The organism is Celerinatantimonas yamalensis (assembly GCF_046054155.1).
Taxonomy (GTDB): Bacteria; Pseudomonadota; Gammaproteobacteria; order Enterobacterales; family Celerinatantimonadaceae; genus Celerinatantimonas; species Celerinatantimonas yamalensis.
In genome coordinates this window covers 587570-611516 of the sequence record NZ_JBEQCT010000002.1, presented here as the reverse complement: position 1 = coordinate 611516, position 23947 = coordinate 587570, and the positions used below count along the sequence as shown (strand labels likewise).

Sequence of the window (23947 nt, the reverse complement as noted above, 5' to 3'; positions counted from 1 at the left end):
GTTATTTTTTATCACTATTGGTGGCTATCTCAGTCAACCGCTCATGAGTGGGGGGAATGTCTTATCGTCTTATTCGCGCAACCACACTCCAGAGCACCTATACTTGTGGGATGATCGCTGTAATTTTAAGCATTAAGCCCATTATCGCATCATCTGAGGTCTCTTAACTTCAAGGGCGGTATTTGAAATGAAAACGATGTTATTGATGATGACCTTGTTATGGTTACCCACGGTATTACTTGGTTATTCTGCCGAAGTGGGTTTTTTTTTCTGGTGGCATCATTTAACGATTTTAACGGGGATGATTGGGCTGACTTGTATGACCTTATCGATGATCTTAGCGCTGCGATTGTCTTGGGTAGAGGCGAAAGTCAAAGGGCTCGACAATGGTTATGCATTGCACAAGCAAATAGGCATTGGCGCTTTAATCGCATTGGTATTGCATTGGACGATTATCGAGTCGCATAAGTGGTTTATTTCCCTAGGCTGGATTGAGCGTTTCCATCGTCATCAACATGCGTTTGTTCCTGGGATCAATTGGACCCATTTATCCAAAATCGTCGGGGAATATACCTTTTATGTCTTTGTTATCTTTGCGGCCATTAGCCTAATCCAATTAGTCAGTTATCGACACTTTCGGTTTATTCATAAAATCGCCGGAGCGCTATTTATTGCAGGTGCTTTTCACAGCATCACTATTATGGATTTAAACTGGCCAGCCGCTGCAATGGATATGGCGATTATGATGATGAGTGTGGCCGGTGTACTTGCAGCAATGCTCTCATTCAGTGGTCGAATTGGTCTTTCAAAGCGAGTATCTGGGCATATTATAGGCGCTGAAGTGATCGAACCTTTACAGGTTAAGCCACCCGTATTGCACTTAAAAATAGCCCTCGATCACGAGATGGACTACCACTCGGGTCAGTTTGCTTTCTTGAATTTTCATGATGGCGAAGCGGCTCATCCGTTTAGCGTGTTGCACTACGATCAATCAGCCCAAACCATTGAATTTGCCATTAAGGCGTTAGGTGATTATACCACTCACTTAGTTAGTTCCTTTGACACCTTGCATCAAGTGAGTGTGGAAGGTGGGTATGGTCGATTCTATATTCCTCCAGAACCGCGGCAAGTTTGGATAGCCGCAGGCGTTGGCGTGGTGCCCTTTATCGCGTGGTTATATGTTATGGCGCGCAGTGACAAATATCAACGCAACAACGTTGAATTGTATTATTGCCATCGCAGCCATAGCGAAACCTATTTTACTCAAATCATCGAAAAGCTAATTTGTGATTTGCCCAGCGTGAATTTGCATGTCATCAGTGATGATTTAGGCGAAGTACTTCAAGGTGAGCAGATTGCTAAAGTTGTGTCTTTGCGTGAGGTGTCGGTTAGCTTCTCTGGCCCCATGAAATTTGGCCAGCTGTTAGCCAGACAACTGCAAAGATATGGCTTAGTAGCGGAGCAATTCCATTATGAGCGATTTATGATGCGTTAATCGTAGGTGAAGTTATCTATTAATAGCTCGGGAACCAAACTTGAGTCTCGAAAAGAGAGCCTCTCATTGGGGACTCTCTTTAGGTGATAAAATCGGAGACGCTGTTTTAATTCATTCGTGATTGCATATCGAATAATTGCGACTGTTGCTGTTCTACCATTGCCGTAAGCTGGTGGATCTGCTGACAAGCATCGGTCAGCTTGTCGTGAATGACCTCCATGGCCTGTTTGTCAGCGTTGGTGTAGTCTACTGCTCTATCAACATTGGTTGCGATCCGCTCGATGGTATTGGAGGCTGATTGTACCGCTTTAACGACTGATATAATGCTTTGCTCTATCTTTGAGCTTGCGGTTTGAGCCCGAGTGGCCAAGTTGCGAACCTCTTCGGCAACCACCGCAAAGCCTCGGCCAAGCTCACCGGCGCGCGCGGCTTCAATGGCTGCGTTGAGGGCTAATAAATTGGTTTGATCGGAGATATTATTGATCTCAAGAGCGAGCGAATTAATGCCCGAAACGCTTTGGCCGAGTTGTTCGAACTCGCCTTTAAATTGTGCGATAAAATTCGCATCCCCTTGAGTCGCTTTGGCCGAAGCGTCCAGTTTGTCACAGCATCCGCTAATATCCGTTGCGACGTTTTGCGTGGTTTGCGCTGATGTGGCAACTTGATGAGTCAGCTGTTCAATAAAGGCCAAACATTCATCGAGACCATCATGGGTGTGTTGGATAACTGCGGCGTGCTGAGCGGTTTGTGTTTGTGTGGTGCTATCCTGTTTGGCTAAGAGCGTTTGATAGTCGCTGAGCTCTTGAGTTAAGGCGTCGATATGCTGCGTTTGGGTTTGTTCATTTGCTAAAAACTGTTGAAGGTGGGTCTCAATGTGCTGCAGGACGTCGACTTGTTCATCAAATGAGGTGGCGCGGCTAGGCAGATGGCGAGTTAACTGTTGATCGATAGCTCTTAGCGCCGCAGATAATAGTTGGCAGATAACTAGGGTATTGCCAAAGGCAATGAGAAAAACGATAGCAAGGTTCGTTGCAACGTCAAGGGAGTGATCGGCCAGTAGGTTATAAGCAACGAGTATCGTGAGAATAACGCCATCAATGATGAACAACATTCCTGTCTTTGAGCGATTCAACAGCATAATGATCCCTTGTAATACGACTAATTAGAAATGGTGGTTGCACTGGTGGCGAATTAAATCAGATCGCGCGCTAAAAGCATAATCATTTTATATGTCGATTCCATGAAACCAGTTCGCTACGGTGCGCTGAATGGCCCCGTACAAACATTAGAAGGGGGTGATAAGTCGTATAAGCAGCAACATGCCGATAGATTATCTAACGCTTAAGCGGCAATTAGCGACCAACCAAGGTGACTCCACCGGTGAATTTCAATTTATCATCGTGTTTTTTCATTTTAAATTGAGTGATTTTTAGACTGCAAATAGGCATTCTTATGATTTAAATCTTTTATTTTAACCTAAAACTAGATGATTATTTTTAATATATTATATTTTTTAGCATCAACAACTGAAATCTATTCAGGAATTATTTTTTGCTATCACGAATATTTCATCGTGAATACTATCGCCATTACATGCACTCTTCTATATGATCTAGATCACAGAAATAATTTCTTGATAGATACGGATAACAGTTATGAATCGCTCGGGATTTGTCGCTTGGTTGCCAGTTTTTGGACTGGCGGTTGCGGCCTTTATCTTTAATACCTCAGAGTTTGCCCCCGTTGGTTTGTTGACCGACATTGGTCACTCGTTTGGGCTCGCGGCGGCTCAAGTTGGTATTATGCTGACGATCTACGCTTGGTGTGTTGCGCTGTTATCCGTTCCTTGTTTGTTACTGACCGGACAAATAGAGCGACGTAAGCTATTGATGGGGCTCTTCGCTCTCTTTGTTCTCAGCCATGTACTCTCGGTATTTGCTTGGAGCTTTAATGTGCTGATCATCTCTCGCATTGGGGTGGCGATTGCCCATTCTGTTTTCTGGGCCATCACCCCGTCATTAGCCGTTCGTGTAGCTCCCAAAGGCGGTGAAACTAAAGCGGTGAGTATGGTGGCGCTAGGCGTTTCGATTGCAACCATTGCTGGCCTGCCGCTCGGGCGAGTGATTGGTGAGATGTTTGATTGGCGGATCTCCTTTGCCGCTATCGGTGGGGTGGCTTTGCTTGTGGCAATATTGCTCTATCGCATTCTTCCGGTGATCGAAAGTAAAAATGCGGGATCGCTGTCGAGTATTCCCAAATTGTTTCGTCGTCCAGCCTTGGTCAGTGTTTATCTGTTGGCGCTCGTTGTGGTGACGGCTCATTTTTGTGCTTATAGTTATATCGAACCGTTTATCGAACAAGTGGCGCAGCTCTCGAGTCAGTTCGCAACGTCAATTCTATTTGTCTTTGGCATCGCTGGTATTATTGCCAGTTTTGTATTTAGTCCGTTCAATGAACGCGCTCCGGCGCTGCTATTGAATAGCGTTGTGGCAGTTCTGGCCATCGCAATGGCCTGTCTGTTGCCGCTGAGTCATTCTAAAATTGGCATGGATATCTTAGCTCTAGCTTGGGGCGTGGCATTAACGTTGTTCTTTTTAAGCATGCAACTGCGGGTGTTAGCCCTAGCGGGTGATGCCACCGATGTGGCGATGGCCTTTTTCTCAGGGATCGTTAATATTGGCATTGGTGCTGGAGCGTTACTCGGCTCGCAGGTGAGCTTACAGTTGGGGATGGAGCATATCGGCCAAATTGGAGCACTGCTGGCTGGCATAGGATTTATCTTGTGTGGTTTTTGTTGTTGGCGATATGGTCTTTCGGCGCGTTTAGTGCGGGATTAAGGACAACCAAGGGGCGCGGCGACCTATTGGTTGCATCCGGTTGTATGACAAATAATCTGGCGAAGGGATAATTGGCTTTAGCTTCGTTTAAGCGTACTGATGGGGATGATGTGGCGGTTTATTCATTCCCAATGACTATTCTCATTGTAATTCTTCATGCAATCCCTTCCCATTGGCCACTTAGTCGCATTGATACGAAAATCCGCGACTGATGACCCAGTCTTGCTAATCGCAAAAGAGCCTGCACGGTTTTATGGGCGATTCTCATAATGTTATAAACAGGGATGATGGCTGCGGTGGATCGATGCGTCAATCCATAAGACGGATAGAAAAATTGCCAAGCTCGAGTAAGTGAAACCTCTTGGCTTGGATCTTTTTGTAAGTAACTGTTTTTGGTTCCTAAACGCATCGCCAGATGTCTCCAGAGGCGCTTTGGCGACATGTGATTCGCTATTACTTGGTGACGTTTTGATAGTAGACCATACCGGGTGCACTACCTTGAATAAATCCTTTAACGTTGTTGCGAAGTGCGAGCAATTTACGCGTTTGCAGCCCGATGACAAACGGTGAGTTATCGCGCACTTGTACTTGTAAGCGCTGATACATTTGAGTGCGTTTGGCTGGATCAGGCTGCGCCAGCGCCGCTAAGGTTTGTTGGTTGAGAGTTGGAATATGCCAGTTGGCGCGCCATGCAATCGTCTTATTCTGACCATCTTCAGGGTTATAGGCAAACGCTGAAGCGTTTGTGTGCGGGTCAAAGTAGTCTGGGCCCCAAAAGCCAATGGTTGCTTGATAGTGATGTTGTTTCACTTGGCTTGACACTTGAGAACTGATCGCTTGCTGCAAGATGACCTTAATTCCGGCTTTAGCAAAGCTGCCTTGCAGTGCCTGCGCAATATCGGAAAACGGCGGTTGGTTATTCACTAACAAGGTGAACTCTGGATGTTCAATGCCGGCGTGTTGTAAGATTTGCTGCGCTTTGCGAGGATCATAATAGTAAGGGTTATCGTGCAGGGCCCCTTGAAAGCCAATGGGTAAAAAGGACTGATGGACTTGCAGCTGATCGCGCATGAGGTCATGGGCGATGCCTTTGTAGTCAAATGCCCAGCGCGCTGCTTGCCAAAATTTGGGATTGCCCAAGGCTGTGCTCGCTTTGGTATTAAACATGAGATAATACACGGTGGCATACGGCAGCGATTCGGTTGTCACCCCGGCTTGATGAGCGAGTGAATGGATCTGATCAGCACCTAAGTTTTGTGCAATGTCGGCGTCACCTTGTTCTAATAGCAGTTGTCGAGTCGAGGCATCGGGGACATTTTTAATCAGTATCATCGGCGTTTTGGGCGCGCCGTCAGGCGAACTTGGGTTAGCCGCTAACAGCAACACTTTGTGGGGCACATAACGTTTGATGATATAACTACCGCTACCTGCTGAGTGGGTTTTGAGCCAATAGCTGGCGAGGTCACTGTTTTGTGCATGACTCATGGCGACTTTTTTATCAATAATTGAGGCCACTGGTGCTGATAATACCGCTAGCGCGACCTGTGGGCTGATCGCCTTGTTCCAACTGATGGTGACTTGGTGTAGGCCGGTTTTTTTCACAAATTGATGGACGTTTTTAGCTGTCCAACCTAATTGCGCCAGAATAAATGCTGGTGATTGGTTGAGCTCTATCACGCGGGTGAGAGAAAAGATCACATCTTCGGGTCGCACTGCATTGCCACTGGCAAAAGTGGCATTGGGTTTGAGATCAAATACAATTTTGTGCGCGGCTGAATGCCACGAACGCGCTAACCCAGCAATGAGTTGGGTGGGTTCAGTGGGGCTGGGTTGCACAAGCCGCTGGTAGGTATTGTAAAAACTCTGCACGGATGACAGCTCAAACCCCGTTCCTGGATCGAGACTGATAATATCATCTAGCGATTGGGCAACCACAAGCACCCCTTTTGGGGTCTTTGCGTAAGCTGTGATGCTGGCATTGCAAAGGATCAACACAATCGCGATAAATAGTTTCTGCATAACAAATCCCTGTTGACAAACTAATGTGCTAGTTTAAGCAGCTTTTATGCTAAATGAAATTTATAATAATTTGTTTTTTATACCAAATTCTTATGTTTTATAGATGTTTTGGCAGCAAGTTCGGGCACTGCACTATAGCGGTTGCTACTGGCAATACGCCCTTGCTTCATTGTCACGGCGTGATCACACATGTAATCGATCACATCAGGATCATGGCTAACTAGTATCATGGTCAGATCGTAACGTGCCTTGAGCTCATTGAGGAGGTTTAAAATTTCGGCTTGTACTGACATATCAAGTGCTGAAGTGGGCTCATCGAGCAGCAGTAACTTCGGCTCAAGCAGTAGAGCGCGAATAATTGCAACCCGCTGGCGCTGACCGCCAGATAGCTGGTGAGGGTAGCGATCGAGCATCGATTCAGTGAGCCCTACTTGGCGAAAGCCATCGCGCAAACGATCATCGATATCTTTGACTGCGAGTAATTTTAGCGGTTCGCTCAGAGTTCGCCGCAAGCGATGTTTAGGATGCAACGAGGCGTAAGGGTCTTGAAACACCATCTGCACGCGCCGACGCAGATCACCGGTGAACGGTTTGCCAGGCGTGAGTGATTGCCCGAGCATGGTGATGGCGCCGTTCCAATGCGGATTTAGCCCTGCAAGGGCCCACAAAAGAGATGATTTGCCACAACCTGAAGGTCCAACTAAACCAAAGCATTCACCGGCTTGCACTTGTAAGTTCACATCATGTACCACGGTATTGTGCTGGTGGCCTTGGACATGAGTCACACTGACTTGGTTCAGTTCAAGCTGTGCCATTTTGTTTCTCCAACTCGGCGCGATCTAAAGTAGGTAACGGCTGACCGCGCTTACTGATATGTGGCCGACATGACCAAAGGGTACGGGTGTAGGGGTGAGTGGCACGTGAAAGCTCATTGGCTGCCAGGCGATCGACCAGCTGGCCTTGATACATCACTAATACCCGCTCACTGTAATTAGCCACCTGCTCAAGATCATGGCTAATCAGCAATAAGCCCATGTCGCGTTGATCGACTAATCGGTAGATAAGTGCTAGCACTTGGTCGCGAATGGCGTGATCAAGTGCCGATGTCGGTTCATCGGCAATCAGTAGTTTTGGATCATTAATCAGAGCCATCGCGAGCATGACTCGCTGTCCCATCCCTCCGGAGAGTTGATGCGGGTACATTTTGCTGAGCGCTGATGGATTAGGTAAGCCAACAGCCGCGAGCATTTCTTCAACTTTTTCACGCCGTTCATGGCGACTTAAGTGTTGATGCAATACCAGTGGCTCAGCCACCTGTTTACCAATGGTATGGGAGGGATTGAGCGCATATTTGGGATCTTGCAGCACCATCGCTACATCATTTCCGCGCAGCGCATTCCATTGTTGCTGTGAAAAATCTAAAATAGGTTGTTCCAGCAGCGTCAATGTGTCAGCGATCGGCGTTAATGTCGCGGGTAGTAATCCCATCAAGGTGCGGGCCGTTAATGACTTACCAGAGCCTGACTCACCGACCAGCGCGACACGTTCGCGACCGATTGAAAAATCGATCCCTTTGACCAGTTCACTGCCATCTTGTAAGCAAATTCGCAGCTGTTTTACATCAATCAGTTGTTTATTGGCCATGTCGTGGGTCCATTTTATCTCGCAGTCCGTCGCCAAGTAGATTAAATGCAAGGCTGGCTAATAGAATCGCTAACCCGGGTACCGCAGCTACCCACCAGTGGTCAAAAATAACGCGGCTGCCACTGGCGACCATCGATCCCCATTCAGCCGTGGGAGGTTGGATCCCCATGCCGAGAAACCCCAGCCCAGCTGCCGCTAAAATAATACCGCCTAAATTGAGTGCGGCTCGAATCACTGCGCTCGGTAGCGTTAATGGCAATATATGGCCAAAAATCAGTCGCCAACCGTCAATGCCTTGCATCTTCGCCGCAGCAAGATAATCACTCCGGCGCAAGGCTAACGTTTCGGTGCGCGCTTGACGAGCAAATGAGGGCCAACTGGTAAAGGCTAGTGCTAGCGCGCCATTGAGTAGCCCTGGTCCTAAGATAGATACCAATGCCAGCGCAATCACTAAACTGGGTAGAGACATCACAATATCAGTGATACGCATTAGAACACGCTCGATCCAACCGCCCAAATAACCCGCACAAATGCCCACCATCAACCCAATTGGAACGGTTAAAATAACCACTAATGAGACTAGAACTAGCGTAGGCCGAGCACCGAATAATACCCGGGAGAAGAGATCGCGGCCAAAGCGATCCGTGCCAAACCAATGCTGAGCATCTGGCGCCATTAATCGTTGGGCAATATGTTGAGCATTGGGGTCGTAACTGGTCAGCCATGGCGCAAATAGCGCCATAACAATCAGTATCGCGACCAAGGTTAGCCCGATATTGAATGTATTCAACCAGTGCAGTACATATTTGCGCGTTGTCAAAGAAGTTGGTGTTGTCATCGTGTTCTAGGATCCACCCATCGAGTTAGCGTATCAGAGAGCGTATTCAGTAATACAAAACAGGTGCCAATCAGCAGTGTTGAACCAAGTATCGCTGGGGTATCAGAGGCAAATAGGGCTTGGGTCAGGTAGCGGCCAAGGCCTGGCCAAGCAAAGACGGTTTCAGTTAAAACGGCCCCCTCAAGTAGACTGGTATAAGAGAGTGCTAAAATAGTAATCAACGTTCCTAGTACATTCGGGAAAATGTGGTGACACAAAATACGCAGGCGACTAGCACCTTTGGCTTTAGCTAACACCACATATTCTTTATTGCTCTCTTCTAGCATGGCGGCGCGCAGTAAGCGCGTGATTGAAGCCATCGACAGTAATGCGAGTACCGCCATAGGCAGCCACAGATGAGCGATAGCATTGCGCAATATTGCCGGATCGCCGCTTCGCAGCGCATCAATCAGAATAAAGCCACTATTTTGTGTCATGGTGTAGGTATAAATATCATCTAAACGCCCAGGACCTGCTGACCAGTGAAGCCGCGCATAAAAGAGCAGTAACCCGAGTAGTCCTAACCAAAATACAGGGACTGAATAGCCTAATAAAGAGATGAGCCGCGCCAGATGGTCGCTGATGCTACCTGGTTTATAGACCGCAACCATAGCCAATAAAATGCCAAATAATGCACCAAAGAACATCGCACTGGTAGCCAGTTCAAAGGTGGCAGGAAAAGCACTTAATAGGTCATGGATAACTGGCTGTTGGGTAATCATGGAGGTGCCTAAATCGCCATGAGCTAAGTGTTCTAAATAGCGCCAAAATTGCACAGGTAAGGGTTGATCAAGACCAAGCTGATGGCGTGCCTGCTGATAAGTGGCTTGGCTGGCGTGATCACCGACCAATTGTAACGCAGGGTCAATCGGCGCTGCCCGTGAAAGGGTAAAGGTAAAAACCAATAACCCTAATAGCGTACAGACCAATGAAATTAAGCCACTACTAAGCGAGCGGCTACGACGTAACCACGATCGGCGCTGCGCACCGATCGTTTGTCCATGTTCAGTCATTATTTATATACGTTCTGATAGAAAACCATGTCCGGCGTAATCCCCTGTAGATAGCCTTTCACATCATCACGCATTGCGACCAGTTTTTTGTTCTGTAGCCCTAACACAAAGGGTGAACTGGCGCGCACTTTGCGCTGTAGCTGCTGATACATTTCAACGCGTTTCGCTTCATTGGTTTCTGCGCGTGCAGCCAGAGTCAGTTTATTCAGTTCGGGTGTTTGCCAATTGGCGCGCCATGCCAATGTTTTACTGCCATTATTGGGGTTATAGGCAAAGGCTGATGCATTGGTATTTGGATCGAAATAATCAGGTCCCCAAGAGGTGAGATCCGCTTCATAGTGATGCTGTTTTACATCATTTGAAACCTGTGAGCTCACACCTGGAACCACCTCAACTTGAATACCCGCTTTGGCAAAACTTGCTTGCAGTGCTTGGGCAATATCTAAATAAGGTGGCTGGTTGCTGACCACCAGTTTAAAGTGAGGGTTAGTGATCCCAGCTTTTTTCAAAATTGCTTTGGCTTTTTCAGGATCGTAATGATAAGGCTGATCGGTGAGCGCACCTTTAAAACCAACTGGTAAAAATGACTGCTGAACTTGGAATTGCCCTTTGAGAAGATCTTTGGCGATACCTTTATAATCAAATGCCCAGCGAGCGGCTTCCCAAAACTTAGGATTGCCTAATGTAGGATTATTCTTCGCTGTGGTATTAAACATTAAGTAAAAGATTGAGGCATAAGGCAGTGCTTCGGTGCGAATACCCGGTTTGCTTTGCAACGTTGCAAATTGGTCACTCCCCAGGTTACGAATCAGATCGGCATCACCTTGCTCAAGTAGCAGTTCGCGTGTGGCTGCATCGGGTACGTTTTTCAGCAGCAGGTATTTCATTTTCGGCGGCCCGGCTGGCGAGCGATCATTCGCCTGCATGAGCAATACTTGATGCGGCTTATAAAGCTTAATTTTAAATGGACCACTTCCCGCAGAGTGTTGATTGAGCCATTGATGCCCAAAATCGTCATTTTGCGCATGTGCCATGACCGTTTTTTCATCGACAATTGATGAGACGGGTGCGGACAAAAGGCTTAACACAAATGAGGGGCCGACATCCACATTCCAACTAACTTTTACCTGATGAGGGCCCACTTTGTGCAAATGGCTGTCAACATTACTTTTATCCCAGCCGAGCTGAGAGAGAATAAATGATGGCGCTAAGTTGAGTTTGACCACACGACTTAAGCTAAAGATCACATCCTCAGGACGAATCGGGTTGCCACTGGCAAAGGTGGCACCTTGGCGCAGGGTAAAGGTCAAACTATGCTGGCTGGCTTGCCAGCTACTGGCCAATGTGGGTACTAATTGAGTGGGTTTATGCGGGTTGGATTGCACCAAACGTTGATACAGGTTAGTGAAACTTTGTACCGAACTTAGCTCAAAGCCTTGTGCTGGGTCAAGACTGGTTACATCATCTAACGATTGAGCCACTACAAAGGTATTTGCCGGTGTTTTAGCATTTGCCGTGAGCAACCCACTGGCACACATCAATAAACTGGCAGCAAGTAATTTTTTCATCATGATCAAATCCCTGTCATTTTTTGAGCTAGTGTAAGGGAGTCATTCCCTTAGTTAAAGTTATAAATACATATTGTTAATAACTATATGTTATATGGTTATAACTTAGTATAAGCATACCTATTCGAGAATAGTGCTAAAACTTGATTGTGGCTAGCGATATCCCTCAGTTTATAGCTATAATATAACTCTCTGAATAACAAGTGATATTTTTATCCGTAGTGATGGTTTGAGCCGTTATTTAGGTACTATTTAGGCTGCTTATTTATCTATTTACATCGTTATTTTGTAACGCTCAGCTATGCTAGTAAATGACAATCAAGTTACTGAATAGGCTTGTTAATCGTAAGATGCACCCCCGAAAGGAGAATAGCGATGAAAAGTTGGCGTTGTTGGCCATTGTTCTTGTTGGGAATCTGGGTCGGGTCTGTGCAAGCATCAGCGCCAGTGGTTTTAACCATCTCCGGTCATATTCAGGCGAAAAATGGTAGTCACCGCGTTGATTTTACCGTAGCTGATCTGCAAAAATTGCCGCAACAACGTTATCGGACTTTGAATCCATGGGTGAGCACGCCTCATACTTATCAAGGTCCGCGTCTTACTGATCTACTCAAGCGGGTTGGGGCTCACTCACAAAAACTGACCTTAGTTGCACTCAATGATTATCGACTCGATTTGAATTTGACCGATATCCGTAAATATCAGCCAATTGTTGCATGGTCTGATAATGGTCAACAGATGTCGCTGCGAGAGCATGGTCCCCTTTGGTTAATGCTCCCCGTATCGCAATACTCAGAACTCAAAGCGAGCCGCTATAATCAGTATATGATTTGGCAGCTACGCCAGATTATAGTGCAAAATTAATGATACTTATTCGGCAAATAAAACGTTGGGAATTGCAACCTATCGTAGTGATGGCAACCATCATTGGTTTTATTCTGTGTGGAACTATTAGCGCATTTAAAGCGTATCAAAGTGCTGAGTTAATTCGAATGTTGCCCAATACATCTGTTTGGGGGTTGGTGCAATTGCAAGAAGAGCATAGACGGTTCATTAATACCCTCAAGTTATATCAATATAAAGGGGTTAGTAAGCAACAATTATTGTTTCGTTACAATATATTATGGAGTCGCTTTCCGATCTTACTTAAGGGCAATGATGCTGCCGATTTAAACAGCATTTCCGGTGGTAAGGCGCTGGTGAGAGATATGTTTGCTGAAATTCAGCGCATCGAACCCATGCTTGATGGTTTACCGCAAACCACGATTGACCTTCCCAAAGTGTTGCACTGGCTAGAAAGTTTTAGCGCGCCTGTGAATGTGTTAGTTAATCGCGAATTTCATCGTAAACAAGATTTACGTGCCCAACTTAAACAACAATTACGGGCGCAACAACGAATATTAAATGCTTCCCTATTAGGGCTGGCACTCTCATTTTTGTTGCTGTTAGCGGTATTTTATCGCCAAACTAACCGATTTGTATGGCTTAAAAACCATGATTCTTTAACTGGCTTAGCTAATCGAGAGGCATTGGAGCAATTATTGCAACAGCGCTTAGATGAGCAGATGCGGGTTGATCTGTTTGGGATGGTGTTCCCCTCCCTCGCTGCGGTGATGGGCAAATTGACAATGTCGCAGTCACGCCAACTGACAGAGCAAATTGCCTTGGAGTTAAAGCGGTTACAAAGTGACGATATCTTAACTATTGCACGATTGGGGGAAAATCAGTTTGTCGTTGTCAGTAATAGCCTTGTGAGCGTGCAAGAGATGATAGAACGATTGCAGCAAATTCAGACGTCATTCACCATTGCGGGTCATTTGTATCAATTGCCGTTACAAATTGCGATCGTAACTGGGCAAGATCAGTGCTATCAGTCAAATCAACTGTTAGCGTATTTGGCCCAAGCCTTTTTGCAATCCCAGCAACGTAATGAGCGGGTGCACTATTTTCGCCGTGATAAAGCGCGAGAACAGCTGCGTTGGCAACAATTGGCCGATGATTTTCCGCAAGCATTGCAAGCGCGTAAGTTGGAATTATTATACCAACCAGTGATGCGTTTTAATCGTGATATTCCCGAGGCATTGCAACTTCGGCTGCGTTGGGTGCACCCTGAATTAGGTCGGGTTGAGCATCAATCTATTATCGCGTTAGCCGAACATACCGATTTACGTGAACGCCTAAGTCTGTGGTTCTTTGAGCAAACCATTGAACAACATTGTCAGTGGTTACAGCGTTATGATCAACGCTTGCTGTTGCTCTTGCCATTTCCACAGTGTTGGTTAGATGATGCAGTGATAGGGCAGCTTAATATGCAGCTATTGAAGTCAAAGCTTGCCATGTCACAGTTGCTTGTAGCGGTGCATGATACTGGCAAGGTGATGGTTGCTCATTCACATCATCAACTTAAAATGTTGCGTCAACAAGGTTTTCAAATCGTGATTGATGATGTGTTGGAGTATGCAATGAATTGGCAAAAATTACTTTGGTCACGGTTCGATTTTATCAAGTTGACGGCACCATTATGCGCTGATTTAACCCATCCCCAACACCAATATCAACTGGAAGCCTTGGCGCAATTTATAAGCCATCTGAAGCGGCAGATTATCTTCGAAGGTGTGAGCAATCGCGATCAGTTGCAATTGATCAAAGCCGTGATGCCGCAAGCGTTTGTATGCGGCGCAGTATTTGCACCGTATATGAATGTGGCACAGACGGAAAAATACCTCCAAGAGCAATCCACTTAAACCTGCTTATTTGGGCCAGTCTGATAGCGGGATTGCTCGATACGATGTCTCGTGGTTATCCTAAATGTTGCTTAAAACTGGCCAGCGTTTTATGCGCCAGTTCAATTTTGACTACGAGAGGCTCTAAAATCGCAATGAATTGCGCCTCATTGTCGCTGTCTTGTAAAGCGAGCAGATCATTGGCCAACTCTTCTACGTAAGGCAGAAAGTGGTCCGATTCACTGGTAAACGGGCTGTTATCAACGAAAATTTTATCAAACTGACCTAATCCATCAGCTTGTTGCTCGTTAATAATGCGATCGGCATCGACGGCTTTGTGGTAGATCGCTTTGATATTGACCTGTAGCTGTTCTATAACGTTTTGTTGATTCATCGTCTCTATTTCTAATAGTTATGTAGTAAGAAGTACTTGGCCGAGCCAAACGTATCACTGTTTAGCTATTATAACATGGCTTAAACCGAGATCTTGAGGTGTCTTACTTGGTTTGTGCGCTTCTTCGCGAACCAGCCGAGGGATCAAGAAACCCGGCAATTCACTATGTAGCTGGCGCATTAGCGCGACGGCGCGCTCATGCGGCACATCAAAATGCGCAGCGCCACTGACTTTGTCGAGTTGATGCAAATAATACGGCTGAATATCGGCATCAAATAGCGCTTCGCTAAGTTTTGCAAGCGTGGTGACATCGTCATTAACTTTTGCCAGTAAAACGCTTTGATTGAGCAACCATACCCCGGCTTGACGTAAAGGCGCAAGAGCCTGACGAAACACCTCGGTGACTTCATTGGGGTGATTGACATGGGTAACGACCACAGTTTTTAAACGACAGTCTGCCAGTAATGAAATCAATTCAGGAGTGATGCGACTGGGGAGCACTACCGGCAGACGGGTGTGAATTCGTAGCCGTTTTAGATGCGGGATCGTCTCCAAGGCATGGATGAGCTTACCTAGATGATGATCATTGGCCATCAATGGATCGCCGCCAGAGAAGATCACTTCATTGATCTGCTTTCGCTCATTGATGTAGTCGATTGCTGCTTGCCAACCGTGGCTCCCTGGGGCATTGTCCTGGTAGGGAAAATGTCGCCTAAAGCAATAGCGGCAGTTGATTGCGCAGCCTCCGCGAACAATCAGCAATACTCGATTGTGGTATTTATGCAGTAACCCCGGAGCAGGGCCTTGCTGCTCTTCTAATGGGTCGATGCTATACCCACTAACTTGTTTAAACTCATCAGATAGTGGCATCACTTGGCGCAGTAATGGATCATGCGGGTTGCCATGCTCCATTAACGAGACAAAATAACGAGGGACGCGCAGCGCAAATAATTGACGCGCACGGGTGTGCTCTGCATAGTTTTCAGGGATAAGGCCCACTGCTCGAAGCAGTTCATTGGGATCAGTTATCACATCTGCGAGCTCTTTTTGCCAATTCTTATGCAAAGAATGGCCGTTTCGGGTTACAATTTGCGGCATTTGAAAAACGAATAATTGGTGTAAGAGGATAAAATGGCAACATATAGTACCAATGAATTCCGTTCTGGCCTAAAGATTATGCTCGATGGTGAGCCTTGTTCTATTCTGGAAAACGAATTCGTCAAACCGGGGAAGGGTCAGGCATTTAGCCGCGTAAAGATTCGTCGCTTATTGTCGGGGAAAGTGTTAGAAAAAACCTTCAAATCAGGTGATACAGTTGAAGGTGCTGACGTTATGGATATGGAAATGGCCTATCTGTATAACGACGGTGAATTCTGGCATTTTATGGACAATGCAACGTTTGAACAGATCTCTGCCGATGCAAAGGCCGTGGGTGATAACGCCAAATGGTTAGTTGAGCAAGATATCAGCACTATTACCACATGGAATGAGTCACCTATTGCCGTAACGCCTCCCAACTTTGTTGAGCTGGAAGTGACCGAAACCGACCCCGGCCTCAAAGGTGATACGGCTGGCACCGGTGGTAAACCTGCGACTTTAAGCACTGGCGCGGTGGTTCGCGTCCCATTATTTATTCAGATTGGTGAAGTGATTAAAGTTGACACGCGTAGCAGTGAGTACGTTAGTCGCGTCACTAAATAAGCGAGTGTCGTCTTGTACAATCGCCCGCTCTTTGTGAAGCGGGCTTTTTTATGATGATGTGCAGACGTTAGGCGCTTAGTAGCTGGAGCAGTAATACGGCTGTGGCAATTGTGACCACAAGGGCGATGCCATAGCATACTAGCTTATACGCCATCGTGGTTTTCACGCCGATATCATGTAAGCCATGATAAATTCGATGCATGCCATGCCACATCGGCAAACTGATCACAATCAACAAGACCAATGCGCCCAGCCAATGTCCGGCCAGAAAACTGGCGCGCTCGAAGCTGTATTTATTGCTATCAAAAGCCCCTAGCGGGATCAATAGTCCAGTAATTAAAATACAAACAGGCGTTAAGATGGCGGCGACCATTCCACCCGCACCAAATAATCCCCAAAAAATAGGTTCGTTAGAACGTTTCATCATTTTCTCCTATATCGCCACGATCGCGAGTACGATGACACTGACCACAATTAGTAATCCATACATGGCTTTGATAATGACACTGTCGGCCAGACGTTTACCGCCTAACCAAATATCCGCCGCTTTTGGGGCCAATTCAAACCAAGTCACACTATGATAGAGTACCCAAACTAGCGCGATCAGATGAAAGATGATCGCTACCGGACTTTGCATGGCATGCAACCAGTTGGCAAATGTGGCGGGTCCTTGCGCAAGGCGAAATAGACCTGTTAGTAACACCAAACTGTAAATGACGGTGGCGATCGACGAACCTTCACGGATCATATATTTGATATAAAAAGTGTTCTTCAGCCACCAACTGGTTTTGATGGGGCGAACATAGGGTTGACGGATTGACATGATTAACTCCCCGGTTTCAATAAGTTGATGAGGTAATCCTTGCTGCTGGCTACTTTGCCTAACTGGATGGCAGCTGCAGGGTCGACGTCTTTGGGACACACTTGCGAGCAATAACCGACAAAGGTACAGCTCCATACCCCCTCTTCTTGATTGAGTACCTCCATACGCTGTGCTTTGCCCTCATCGCGGCTATCCAAGTTATAGCGATGCAGCAATGCTAATGCTGCAGGGCCGGTAAATTTGGGGTTCAGTCCATATTGCGGGCAGGCGGCATAACATAAACCACAATTAATACACATGGAAAACTGCTTATAGCGGGCTAGCTGCGCGGGTGTTTGAGTGGTACAGCCATCTTCTATTCGACGCGGTGTTTTGGTAATGATGTAAGGTTTAACCGCCTCTAGTTTGGCGACAAAGTCGGCCATGTCTACAACAAGATCTCGTTCAACCGGGAAATTAGCCAGAGGCTCAACAGTCATCTGGCCACTTTTTTGATAATCTCTCAGGAAGGTTTTACAGGCTAATTTGGGCGTACCATCCACCATCATGCCGCAACTGCCACAGACCGCCATACGGCACGACCAGCGGTAGGCGAGGGTAGAATCGAGATGATCTTTGATGTAGCCAAGCGCATCAAGTAGCGACATTTCAAGGCGAAATGGTACCTCAAAGTCTTGCATTACCGGCTCGTTGTCTTGGCCGGGGCGATAGCGCTGTACATGTAAGGTGATAGATTCAGTCATGATGAGGGCCCTCTTGATGGCTGTGTTGCTTCTCACCGGCGGCACCATACGAGCGAGTTGCAGGCTGGGATTTGGTGATATTGACTGATGAATACTCGATGGTTGGTGCTTGGTTGGCTTGATAATAAGCCAGCGTATGTTTTAAATAACGCTCATCATCGCGTTCGCTGTAGCCGTCAATACGTTGATGGGATCCGCGTGACTCTTTACGATGCAGTGCTGAGACTGCCATTGCTTCGGCGACATCCAGCAGATAACCCAGCTCAATGGCATATAACCACTCGGTGTTATAAACATCACATTGGTCAGTGAGTTTGATATGTTTATAGCGTTCTTTGAGCTGAGCTAAGGTATCAATACTTTGCTGCATCCCTTCGGCTGTGCGATAAATTCCGACGCCAGCTTCCATGCTCTCGCCCATTTCATTGCGGATCGCGGTTGGATCTTCGCTGGCATCGGTTTTTTTCAGCGCCAGTGCGCGCTGCAAGCTTTCGTTTGCCATTGCAACCAATGGCGCACTATCGCCTAGTGTTTGCTCCTTGGCGTAATGGGCCGCTTGTTCACCGGCGATAGCGCCAAAGACCACAATTTCGCTCAGTGAGTTTGAACCTAAACGGTTTGCCCCATGAATACCGACTGATGCACATTCGCCGACGGCAAATAACCCTTCCATGCTGGTGGCACAATGGCCATCGGTAGCAATTCCTCCCATCGTGTAGTGCACGGTTGGACGCACTGGGATCGGTTCTTTAATTGGATCAACCCCCATATAGGCTTTGGCTAACTCACAGATAAATGGGAGACGCTCATTGAGATAGGCTTCACCCAAATGGCGCAGATCAAGGTTGACATAATCACCGAGCGGGCCTTGAATGGTGCGGCCTTTTTGCGCTTCTTGCCAGAAACTTTGACTCAGCCGGTCGCGTGGGCCCAGCTCCATATATTTATTTTTAGGTTGACCAATAGGCGTTTCTGGTCCCAGACCGTAATCTTGCAGATACCGATAGCCATCTTTATTGGTTAATATTCCCCCCTCACCGCGGCAACCTTCAGTCATTAAGATCCCCGTGCCAGGAAGGCCGGTTGGGTGATATTGCACAAATTCCATATCGCGTAGAGCCACACCATGGCGATAGGCTAGTGCCATGCCATCACCGGTGACAATTCCACCGTTGGTATTATAACGATAGACCCGTCCTGCGCCACCCGTGGCAATCACCACAGTTTTAGCTTGAATCAATTTGGCTTCATGTTCCATCAAGTCGATGGCCAGCACCCCTTTGACTTGATTATCTTCACAGATAAGATCCAATACAAAATGTTCATCAAAGCGGTGAATAGAAGGGTATTGTGTTGAGGTTTGAAAGAGGGTGTGCAAAATATGAAAGCCACTTTTATCGGCGGCAAACCAAGTACGTTCTATTTTCATACCACCAAAACGGCGTACATTGACCGAACCATCTGGCTTGCGAGACCACGGGCAACCCCAATGCTCCAGTTGGATGAGCTCTTTAGGGCAGCGCTCAACAAATTCCTCGACCACATCTTGCTCGCACAGCCAATCACCACCTGAAACTGTGTCGTCGAAATGATTGTCAAAACTATCATGATCTTGCACGACAGCCGCAGCGCCACCTTCGGCAGCGACGGAATGGCTACGCATCGGGTATACTTTGGAGATTAAAGCGATATTTAGATCAGGATTCGAGCGGGCTATCTCAATGGCGCAGCGCAAACCTGCTCCTCCCGCACCAATGATCGCAACATCCGTTTGAATGACTTTCACGGCAAGGCTCCTTCATGGTTTAATTGATAATATTGTGGCCTGATGGCGGGTAGGCTTGTTGATTAAGGTCAACTCTTTGTTGTTCATTTGAATAGTGTATGCAGAAATGCGGCCTGTATAGACAATTTGTAGATAATTTTGGTGTTAAGGACCCTTTATGAATCACCCTGTTTCGCTCAACCTGTGGCAACCGACAGCTAGTATTGAAACACTGCGTCGTCGAAGTGCATTAACTCAGCGTATTCGCCAATTTTTTGCCGACCGAGGGGTCTTAGAAGTGGATACACCCGCGATGGGCGCTTTTGGCGTGACAGATCTGCATTTACATAACTTTAGCACCAAGCTTTTAGGGCCAGCGGCGCCCCATGGCCAGACACTCTATTTACAAACCTCACCTGAGTTTCATATGAAACGGCTTTTGGCAGCGGGCAGCGGTGCAATCTATCAAATTTGTAAGAGTTTTCGCAATGAAGAGGCTGGGCGACTGCATAACCCAGAATTTACCATGCTCGAGTGGTATCGGCCCGGTTTTGATCATCATCAACTGATGGATGAAATGGACGCGCTTTTGCAGCAGTTACTCGATTGTGAGCGCGCTGAACGGTTCAGTTATCAGCAAGCTTTTGTGCATCATCTAGGGCTGGATCCACTGAGTGCCAGCGATGCTGAGCTTAGCAAAGCGGGTGAGCCGTTTGGTATCACGGAGCTATTAGAGCAAGAGAGCAATCGAGATAGCCAACTACAACTGTTATTTGCTGTCGGTATTGAGCCGCAAATTGGCCAGCAGCGCCCATGTTTTATCGACTGTTTTCCAGCCAGCCAAGCTTCATTGGCACGCCTTTCAAGCCAAGATCCACGCGTAGCAGAACGATTTGAAGTGTATTTTAAGGGCATTGAACTGGCCAATGGTTTTCATGAATTAGCCGACGGTGCTGAGCAGCGCCGCCGCTTTGAGCATGATAACAGTTTGCGCGAAGCAAATGGGCTGGTGGCGATGGGTATTGATGAACGGTTGCTAGCCGCGCTTGACGCTCCGTTACCTGATTGTGCCGGGGTAGCCTTAGGTCTTGATCGGGTATTTATATTGGCTCTGGATCAAGAACGGATTGCCCAAGTCATTAGTTTTGGTCATGAACGGGCGTAATGAGTTTTTTTAAAGCCGCCGTTCGCACGCTGTGTGAACTAGTCGCCAATGAGGGGGCGTTAGATAGTCGCTTTTTACCTGCACCAACTGGTTTGGCGGGGATCATGGCGCAAAAAAGTTATCAACGCACCAAGGCGCATGATTATCAGCGAGAGGTGAAACTAACCGGTCGCTGGCAAGCGTGTGGCGGTGAACTCAAGCTGCAAGGGCGCGCCGATGGTGCGGGTGTAACCGCGGCTGGGCTTGACTATTTAGAGGAGGTTAAAACCCTCAAAATCACGGCTGAAAATCTTCCGCCAGCGGCCCATTCTCGCCATTTTGCTCAGTTACAAGTCTATGCTTATTTGTGGTGTGAGCAACATGGCTGCCCAAGTGTCGCGATGCATCTAACCTATTTAGATGAATCGGCGAAGGTGCTCGATTGTCAGCGCCAAGAGTATATCCATTTGCGCGATCGAAGCCGTATCGAGACGTGGTTTGAGCGCTATTGGAATTGGATGAACCGGTATCAGCAACTGATCAGCGCGCGCGATGAATCGCACCAAAAACTTGCTTTTCCTTACTCACAGTTTCGTCCAGGCCAACGCCGTTTTGCCGCAGGAGTGTATCGCACCATTGAGCAAGGTCAACAACTGTTAGCTGAGGCGCCCACTGGGATTGGTAAAACACTCGCGACGCTTTATCCCGCTGCTCGTCAGTTAGGAACAGTGATCGATAAAATTGTTTATTTGAGTGCTAAAAATAGCTTGCAGCAGTTAGCCCAAACCACCCTGCAAACGATGCAACAGCAAGGCGCCGCGTTACGTGTTATCACACTTAGCGGAAAGCAGCGGGCCTGTTTAAACCCAGGCGCTGCTTGTCAGGCGAGTTGCCCTTATGCTGAGCATTTTTATGCGCGCTATGAGGCGTTGTCCGTCACTCTATTGCAGCAGCCACAATTAACTCGTGAGTACTTAGCCAAGATTGGTCAAGAGCAGCAAATATGTCCTTATTATTTAGCCATGGCGCTGTCGCCTTGGTTTGATGTGATTATTGCTGATTACAATTATGGATTAGATAGTGAAGGCTCTTTGAGCTGGTTAGTCGAGCCGACTGGCGGGCGTTATGCACTGTTGGTGGATGAAGCTCATAATGTCAGTGAGCGCGCGCGCGGGCTTTATAGCGCGGCGTTAAGTCTGTCGCAGCTTAAACAGGTGATTAAATTAGATCTTCCAGATGGCGTGGCCAAACGCCTAAAGGCGCTGCGCCGAGAACTTAATCGCTTGATCAACCATGATTTAACGACTCATTTGTTGGTTACGATTGCTCCCCCAGCGGCACTGCTAAGGCAAGTTGGACACAGTATTCAAGTGATCGAGCAGCAATTGGCTGAGACGGGCCGAGTTAGCGAGCCATTACTGGACCTCTATTTTCAGCTTTATCGTTTGCGCGAGCGTAGTGAGCACTTTGCGCCGCACTACCAATATCAGTTGCTGCGCAGCGCTGCGACCCTTGCGCCCCATGTACAGCTTAAGTTGACTTGTCTAGATCCTGCGCCAGAGCTTAAAAACCGCTTCGCTAAGGCGCATGCCAGCGTTTTTTTCTCGGCGACATTACAGCCCCTTTCCAGTACTGCCCAGGCTCTCGGGTTAGATGATGGTCACTATCAGTTATGCCTGCCCAGTCCATATCGCAGTGAACAGCAAGGGGTGTGGCTGGTGAGCGATATCAATACACGCTATCGGCAGCGGGAACAGAGTTATGCTCATCTGGCGCGGTTAATCGAGTGCAGTTTTGCCAGCCAGCAGCGTAATCAGTTGGTATTTTTCCCTTCATTTGCTTATTTGCAGGCGGTCGCTGAGCGACTTGATGAACGCTTGCCGCTGTTGATCCAGCAACGAAAGATGGATGATGGTGCGCGGGAACAATTTTTAGTCGAACTGGGTGCACCACAGACACCTTCGTTGGGATTATGCGTGTTAGGTGGGATCTTTGCTGAAGGTATCGACTTGCCCGGGCAGCAGTTAGCCAGTGTGATGATTGTCGGAGTGGGGCTGGCGCAGTTTAACCCGTCTAACCAACAGTTAGAGCAATTTTTAACGGCGCGTGGCGAGGATGGCTTTGCGCTTGTGTATCAATATCCTGGCATGCAGCGCGTGATTCAAGCGGCAGGAAGGGTGATTCGCACTCAGCACGATTGGGGTACAGTGATTCTTGTCGATGAGCGTTATCGGCAGCGCGATTATCAACGGTTACTGCCAGCGCATTGGCGCTGGCAGATGTGCGGGGCAGCGCAATTGCCGCTGCAATTGCAAACTTTTTGGCAGCACTAATCGTGAGAACGCACACTCGCCAGCATTTCTCCCATGCGAGTCACTTCACCTTGGCGAACCGTATTAGCAAAATCGATAGCATCACGGCCAAACAATAAAATGACGGTGGAGCCCAGTTTAAAGCGGCCCATTTCATCGCCTTTTTTCAAGTTGATTGGCTCTGGATGTTGATAGTTCCAGCTGTTTATCTGCCCACCTGCTGGCGCAATTGTGCCTGCCCAGACTGTTTCAATGCTAGCCACAATCGTTGCGCCTACTAATACCATGGCCATGGGGCCAATTGCGGTGTCAAAGATCGCTATGACCCGTTCATTGCGGGCAAACAGCTCAGGCACATAACGAGCCGTGATCGGATTGACCGAAAACAGCTCACCGGGGACATGGATCATTTCGCGAAGCTGCCCATCAATTGGCATATGAACGCGGTGATAATCTTTGGGGGAGAGATAGACCGTGACAAATGTTCCATCCGCAAACTCATCCGCTAAGCACGATTCGCCACCTAACAATTCCCGAACACTGTAGTCGTGTCCTTTGGCCTGAATGATCCGATCAAAGCGGATCCGGCCTTGTTGACTTACTCGCCCATCAGCGGGTTGCGCCAAGCTCTCATCGCCTTCAATAATTGGGCGAGCATCGGCCTTAAGCGCCCTCGTGAAAAAGGCGTTAAAGGTTAAGTAAGCGCTCGGATTTGGTTCAAGTGCTTCGCTCATATCAACGCGATAACGGCGAATAAATTGTTTAATCAACCATGTCGTTAAACGGCCGGCGCGGGCCGCTGCAAGATACCCAATCAAGCGTGAAAGCAACTGCTTGGGAAGAATGTATTGGAGCGCAACTTGTAATTTTTCAAGCACGTTTTATAGCC

The 23947-nt window shown here is 47.5% G+C and carries 22 protein-coding genes; 7 read left to right on the top strand and 15 right to left on the bottom strand.

The features are described 5' to 3' along the window. Positions 1-187: 187 nt before the first annotated feature. Positions 188-1495 (top strand): ferredoxin reductase family protein, encoded by a 1308-nt coding sequence (locus ABUE30_RS07270; RefSeq protein ID WP_408623053.1) that lies wholly within the window; start codon positions 188-190, stop codon positions 1493-1495. Between the two features lie 106 nt (positions 1496-1601). Here the strand turns inward: ABUE30_RS07270 and ABUE30_RS07265 are convergent, their stop codons facing one another. Further along, the gene (locus ABUE30_RS07265; protein WP_408623203.1) at positions 1602-2606 is read right to left on the bottom strand and encodes a methyl-accepting chemotaxis protein; all 1005 of its coding nucleotides are present in this window, start codon (positions 2604-2606) and stop codon (positions 1602-1604) included. Positions 2607-3141: 535 nt separating this feature from the next. On the opposite strand from ABUE30_RS07265, the gene ABUE30_RS07260 reads away from it, so the two are divergent. Continuing rightward, the gene (locus ABUE30_RS07260) at positions 3142-4332 is read left to right on the top strand and encodes a sugar transporter (protein ID WP_408623202.1); all 1191 of its coding nucleotides are present in this window, start codon (positions 3142-3144) and stop codon (positions 4330-4332) included. Positions 4333-4486: 154 nt separating this feature from the next. On the opposite strand, the gene ABUE30_RS07255 is transcribed toward ABUE30_RS07260, so the two are convergent. The 7 genes from ABUE30_RS07255 to ABUE30_RS07225 form a co-directional block, all read right to left on the bottom strand. After that, entirely contained in the window at positions 4487-4741 is a 255-nt protein-coding gene (locus ABUE30_RS07255) for a hypothetical protein (RefSeq protein ID WP_408623052.1), read from the bottom strand. 44 nt (positions 4742-4785) lie between these two features. Next, positions 4786-6351 carry an ABC transporter substrate-binding protein gene (locus ABUE30_RS07250; RefSeq protein WP_408623051.1) on the bottom strand — a complete coding sequence of 522 codons (1566 nt, stop codon included), beginning with the start codon at positions 6349-6351 and terminating at the stop codon, positions 4786-4788. 77 nt (positions 6352-6428) lie between these two features. Next, positions 6429-7166: an ABC transporter ATP-binding protein gene (locus ABUE30_RS07245; protein WP_408623050.1), complete on the bottom strand. Its 738-nt coding sequence runs from the start codon at positions 7164-7166 to the stop codon at positions 6429-6431. Next, positions 7153-7995 (bottom strand): ABC transporter ATP-binding protein, encoded by an 843-nt coding sequence (locus ABUE30_RS07240; RefSeq protein ID WP_408623049.1) that lies wholly within the window; start codon positions 7993-7995, stop codon positions 7153-7155. The genes ABUE30_RS07245 and ABUE30_RS07240 overlap by 14 nt, the downstream gene beginning before the upstream one ends. Further along, complete coding sequence (locus ABUE30_RS07235) at positions 7985-8833, bottom strand: ABC transporter permease (protein WP_408623047.1); 849 nt, start codon at positions 8831-8833, stop codon at positions 7985-7987. The genes ABUE30_RS07240 and ABUE30_RS07235 overlap by 11 nt, the downstream gene beginning before the upstream one ends. Beyond that, the gene (locus tag ABUE30_RS07230) at positions 8830-9885 is read right to left on the bottom strand and encodes an ABC transporter permease (RefSeq protein ID WP_408623046.1); all 1056 of its coding nucleotides are present in this window, start codon (positions 9883-9885) and stop codon (positions 8830-8832) included. The genes ABUE30_RS07235 and ABUE30_RS07230 overlap by 4 nt, the downstream gene beginning before the upstream one ends. Further along, complete coding sequence (locus ABUE30_RS07225) at positions 9885-11453, bottom strand: ABC transporter substrate-binding protein (protein WP_408623201.1); 1569 nt, start codon at positions 11451-11453, stop codon at positions 9885-9887. The genes ABUE30_RS07230 and ABUE30_RS07225 overlap by 1 nt, the downstream gene beginning before the upstream one ends. A gap of 375 nt (positions 11454-11828) precedes the next feature. Here ABUE30_RS07225 and ABUE30_RS07220 point away from each other — a divergent pair, with 375 nt between their 5' ends. Together ABUE30_RS07220 and ABUE30_RS07215 are read left to right on the top strand one after the other, a co-directional pair. After that, entirely contained in the window at positions 11829-12317 is a 489-nt protein-coding gene (locus tag ABUE30_RS07220; RefSeq protein ID WP_408623045.1) for a molybdopterin-binding oxidoreductase, read from the top strand. Continuing rightward, positions 12317-14197 carry an EAL domain-containing protein gene (locus ABUE30_RS07215; RefSeq protein ID WP_408623044.1) on the top strand — a complete coding sequence of 627 codons (1881 nt, stop codon included), beginning with the start codon at positions 12317-12319 and terminating at the stop codon, positions 14195-14197. Before ABUE30_RS07220 ends, ABUE30_RS07215 begins: the two co-directional genes overlap by 1 nt. A 55-nt stretch (positions 14198-14252) precedes the next feature. On the opposite strand, the gene ABUE30_RS07210 is transcribed toward ABUE30_RS07215, so the two are convergent. Then, positions 14253-14570 carry a hypothetical protein gene (locus tag ABUE30_RS07210; protein WP_408623042.1) on the bottom strand — a complete coding sequence of 106 codons (318 nt, stop codon included), beginning with the start codon at positions 14568-14570 and terminating at the stop codon, positions 14253-14255. A 54-nt stretch (positions 14571-14624) separates the two neighbouring features. Further along, positions 14625-15668, bottom strand: coding sequence for an EF-P beta-lysylation protein EpmB (gene epmB, locus ABUE30_RS07205; protein WP_408623041.1), 1044 nt, complete (start codon positions 15666-15668; stop codon positions 14625-14627). A 33-nt stretch (positions 15669-15701) separates the two neighbouring features. Here epmB and efp point away from each other — a divergent pair, with 33 nt between their 5' ends. Then, on the top strand, positions 15702-16271 hold the full coding sequence (gene efp / locus ABUE30_RS07200) for an elongation factor P (RefSeq protein ID WP_408623040.1): 570 nt from the start codon (positions 15702-15704) through the stop codon (positions 16269-16271). 67 nt (positions 16272-16338) lie between these two features. On the opposite strand, the gene frdD is transcribed toward efp, so the two are convergent. The 4 genes from frdD to frdA are packed head-to-tail and all read right to left on the bottom strand — an operon-like array spanning position 16339 to position 19623. Continuing rightward, positions 16339-16695 carry a fumarate reductase subunit FrdD gene (gene frdD, locus ABUE30_RS07195; protein WP_408623039.1) on the bottom strand — a complete coding sequence of 119 codons (357 nt, stop codon included), beginning with the start codon at positions 16693-16695 and terminating at the stop codon, positions 16339-16341. Positions 16696-16704: 9 nt separating this feature from the next. Next, a complete protein-coding gene (locus ABUE30_RS07190; protein ID WP_408623038.1) occupies positions 16705-17094 on the bottom strand; it encodes a fumarate reductase subunit C in 390 nt (129 codons plus the stop codon). 2 nt (positions 17095-17096) lie between these two features. Continuing rightward, positions 17097-17837 carry a succinate dehydrogenase/fumarate reductase iron-sulfur subunit gene (locus tag ABUE30_RS07185; RefSeq protein ID WP_408623037.1) on the bottom strand — a complete coding sequence of 247 codons (741 nt, stop codon included), beginning with the start codon at positions 17835-17837 and terminating at the stop codon, positions 17097-17099. Next, positions 17830-19623, bottom strand: coding sequence for a fumarate reductase (quinol) flavoprotein subunit (gene frdA / locus ABUE30_RS07180; RefSeq protein WP_408623036.1), 1794 nt, complete (start codon positions 19621-19623; stop codon positions 17830-17832). Before frdA ends, ABUE30_RS07185 begins: the two co-directional genes overlap by 8 nt. Positions 19624-19780: 157 nt before the next feature. Between frdA and epmA the strand changes: the two genes are divergently transcribed. Beyond that, positions 19781-20767 carry an elongation factor P--(R)-beta-lysine ligase gene (gene epmA / locus ABUE30_RS07175; protein WP_408623035.1) on the top strand — a complete coding sequence of 329 codons (987 nt, stop codon included), beginning with the start codon at positions 19781-19783 and terminating at the stop codon, positions 20765-20767. Then, positions 20767-23079 (top strand): ATP-dependent DNA helicase, encoded by a 2313-nt coding sequence (locus ABUE30_RS07170; RefSeq protein WP_408623034.1) that lies wholly within the window; start codon positions 20767-20769, stop codon positions 23077-23079. The genes epmA and ABUE30_RS07170 overlap by 1 nt, the downstream gene beginning before the upstream one ends. Here the strand turns inward: ABUE30_RS07170 and asd are convergent. Then, entirely contained in the window at positions 23076-23936 is an 861-nt protein-coding gene (gene asd, locus ABUE30_RS07165; RefSeq protein ID WP_408623033.1) for an archaetidylserine decarboxylase, read from the bottom strand. The two genes, ABUE30_RS07170 and asd, sit on opposite strands and share 4 nt — an antisense overlap. Positions 23937-23947 lie beyond the last annotated feature (11 nt).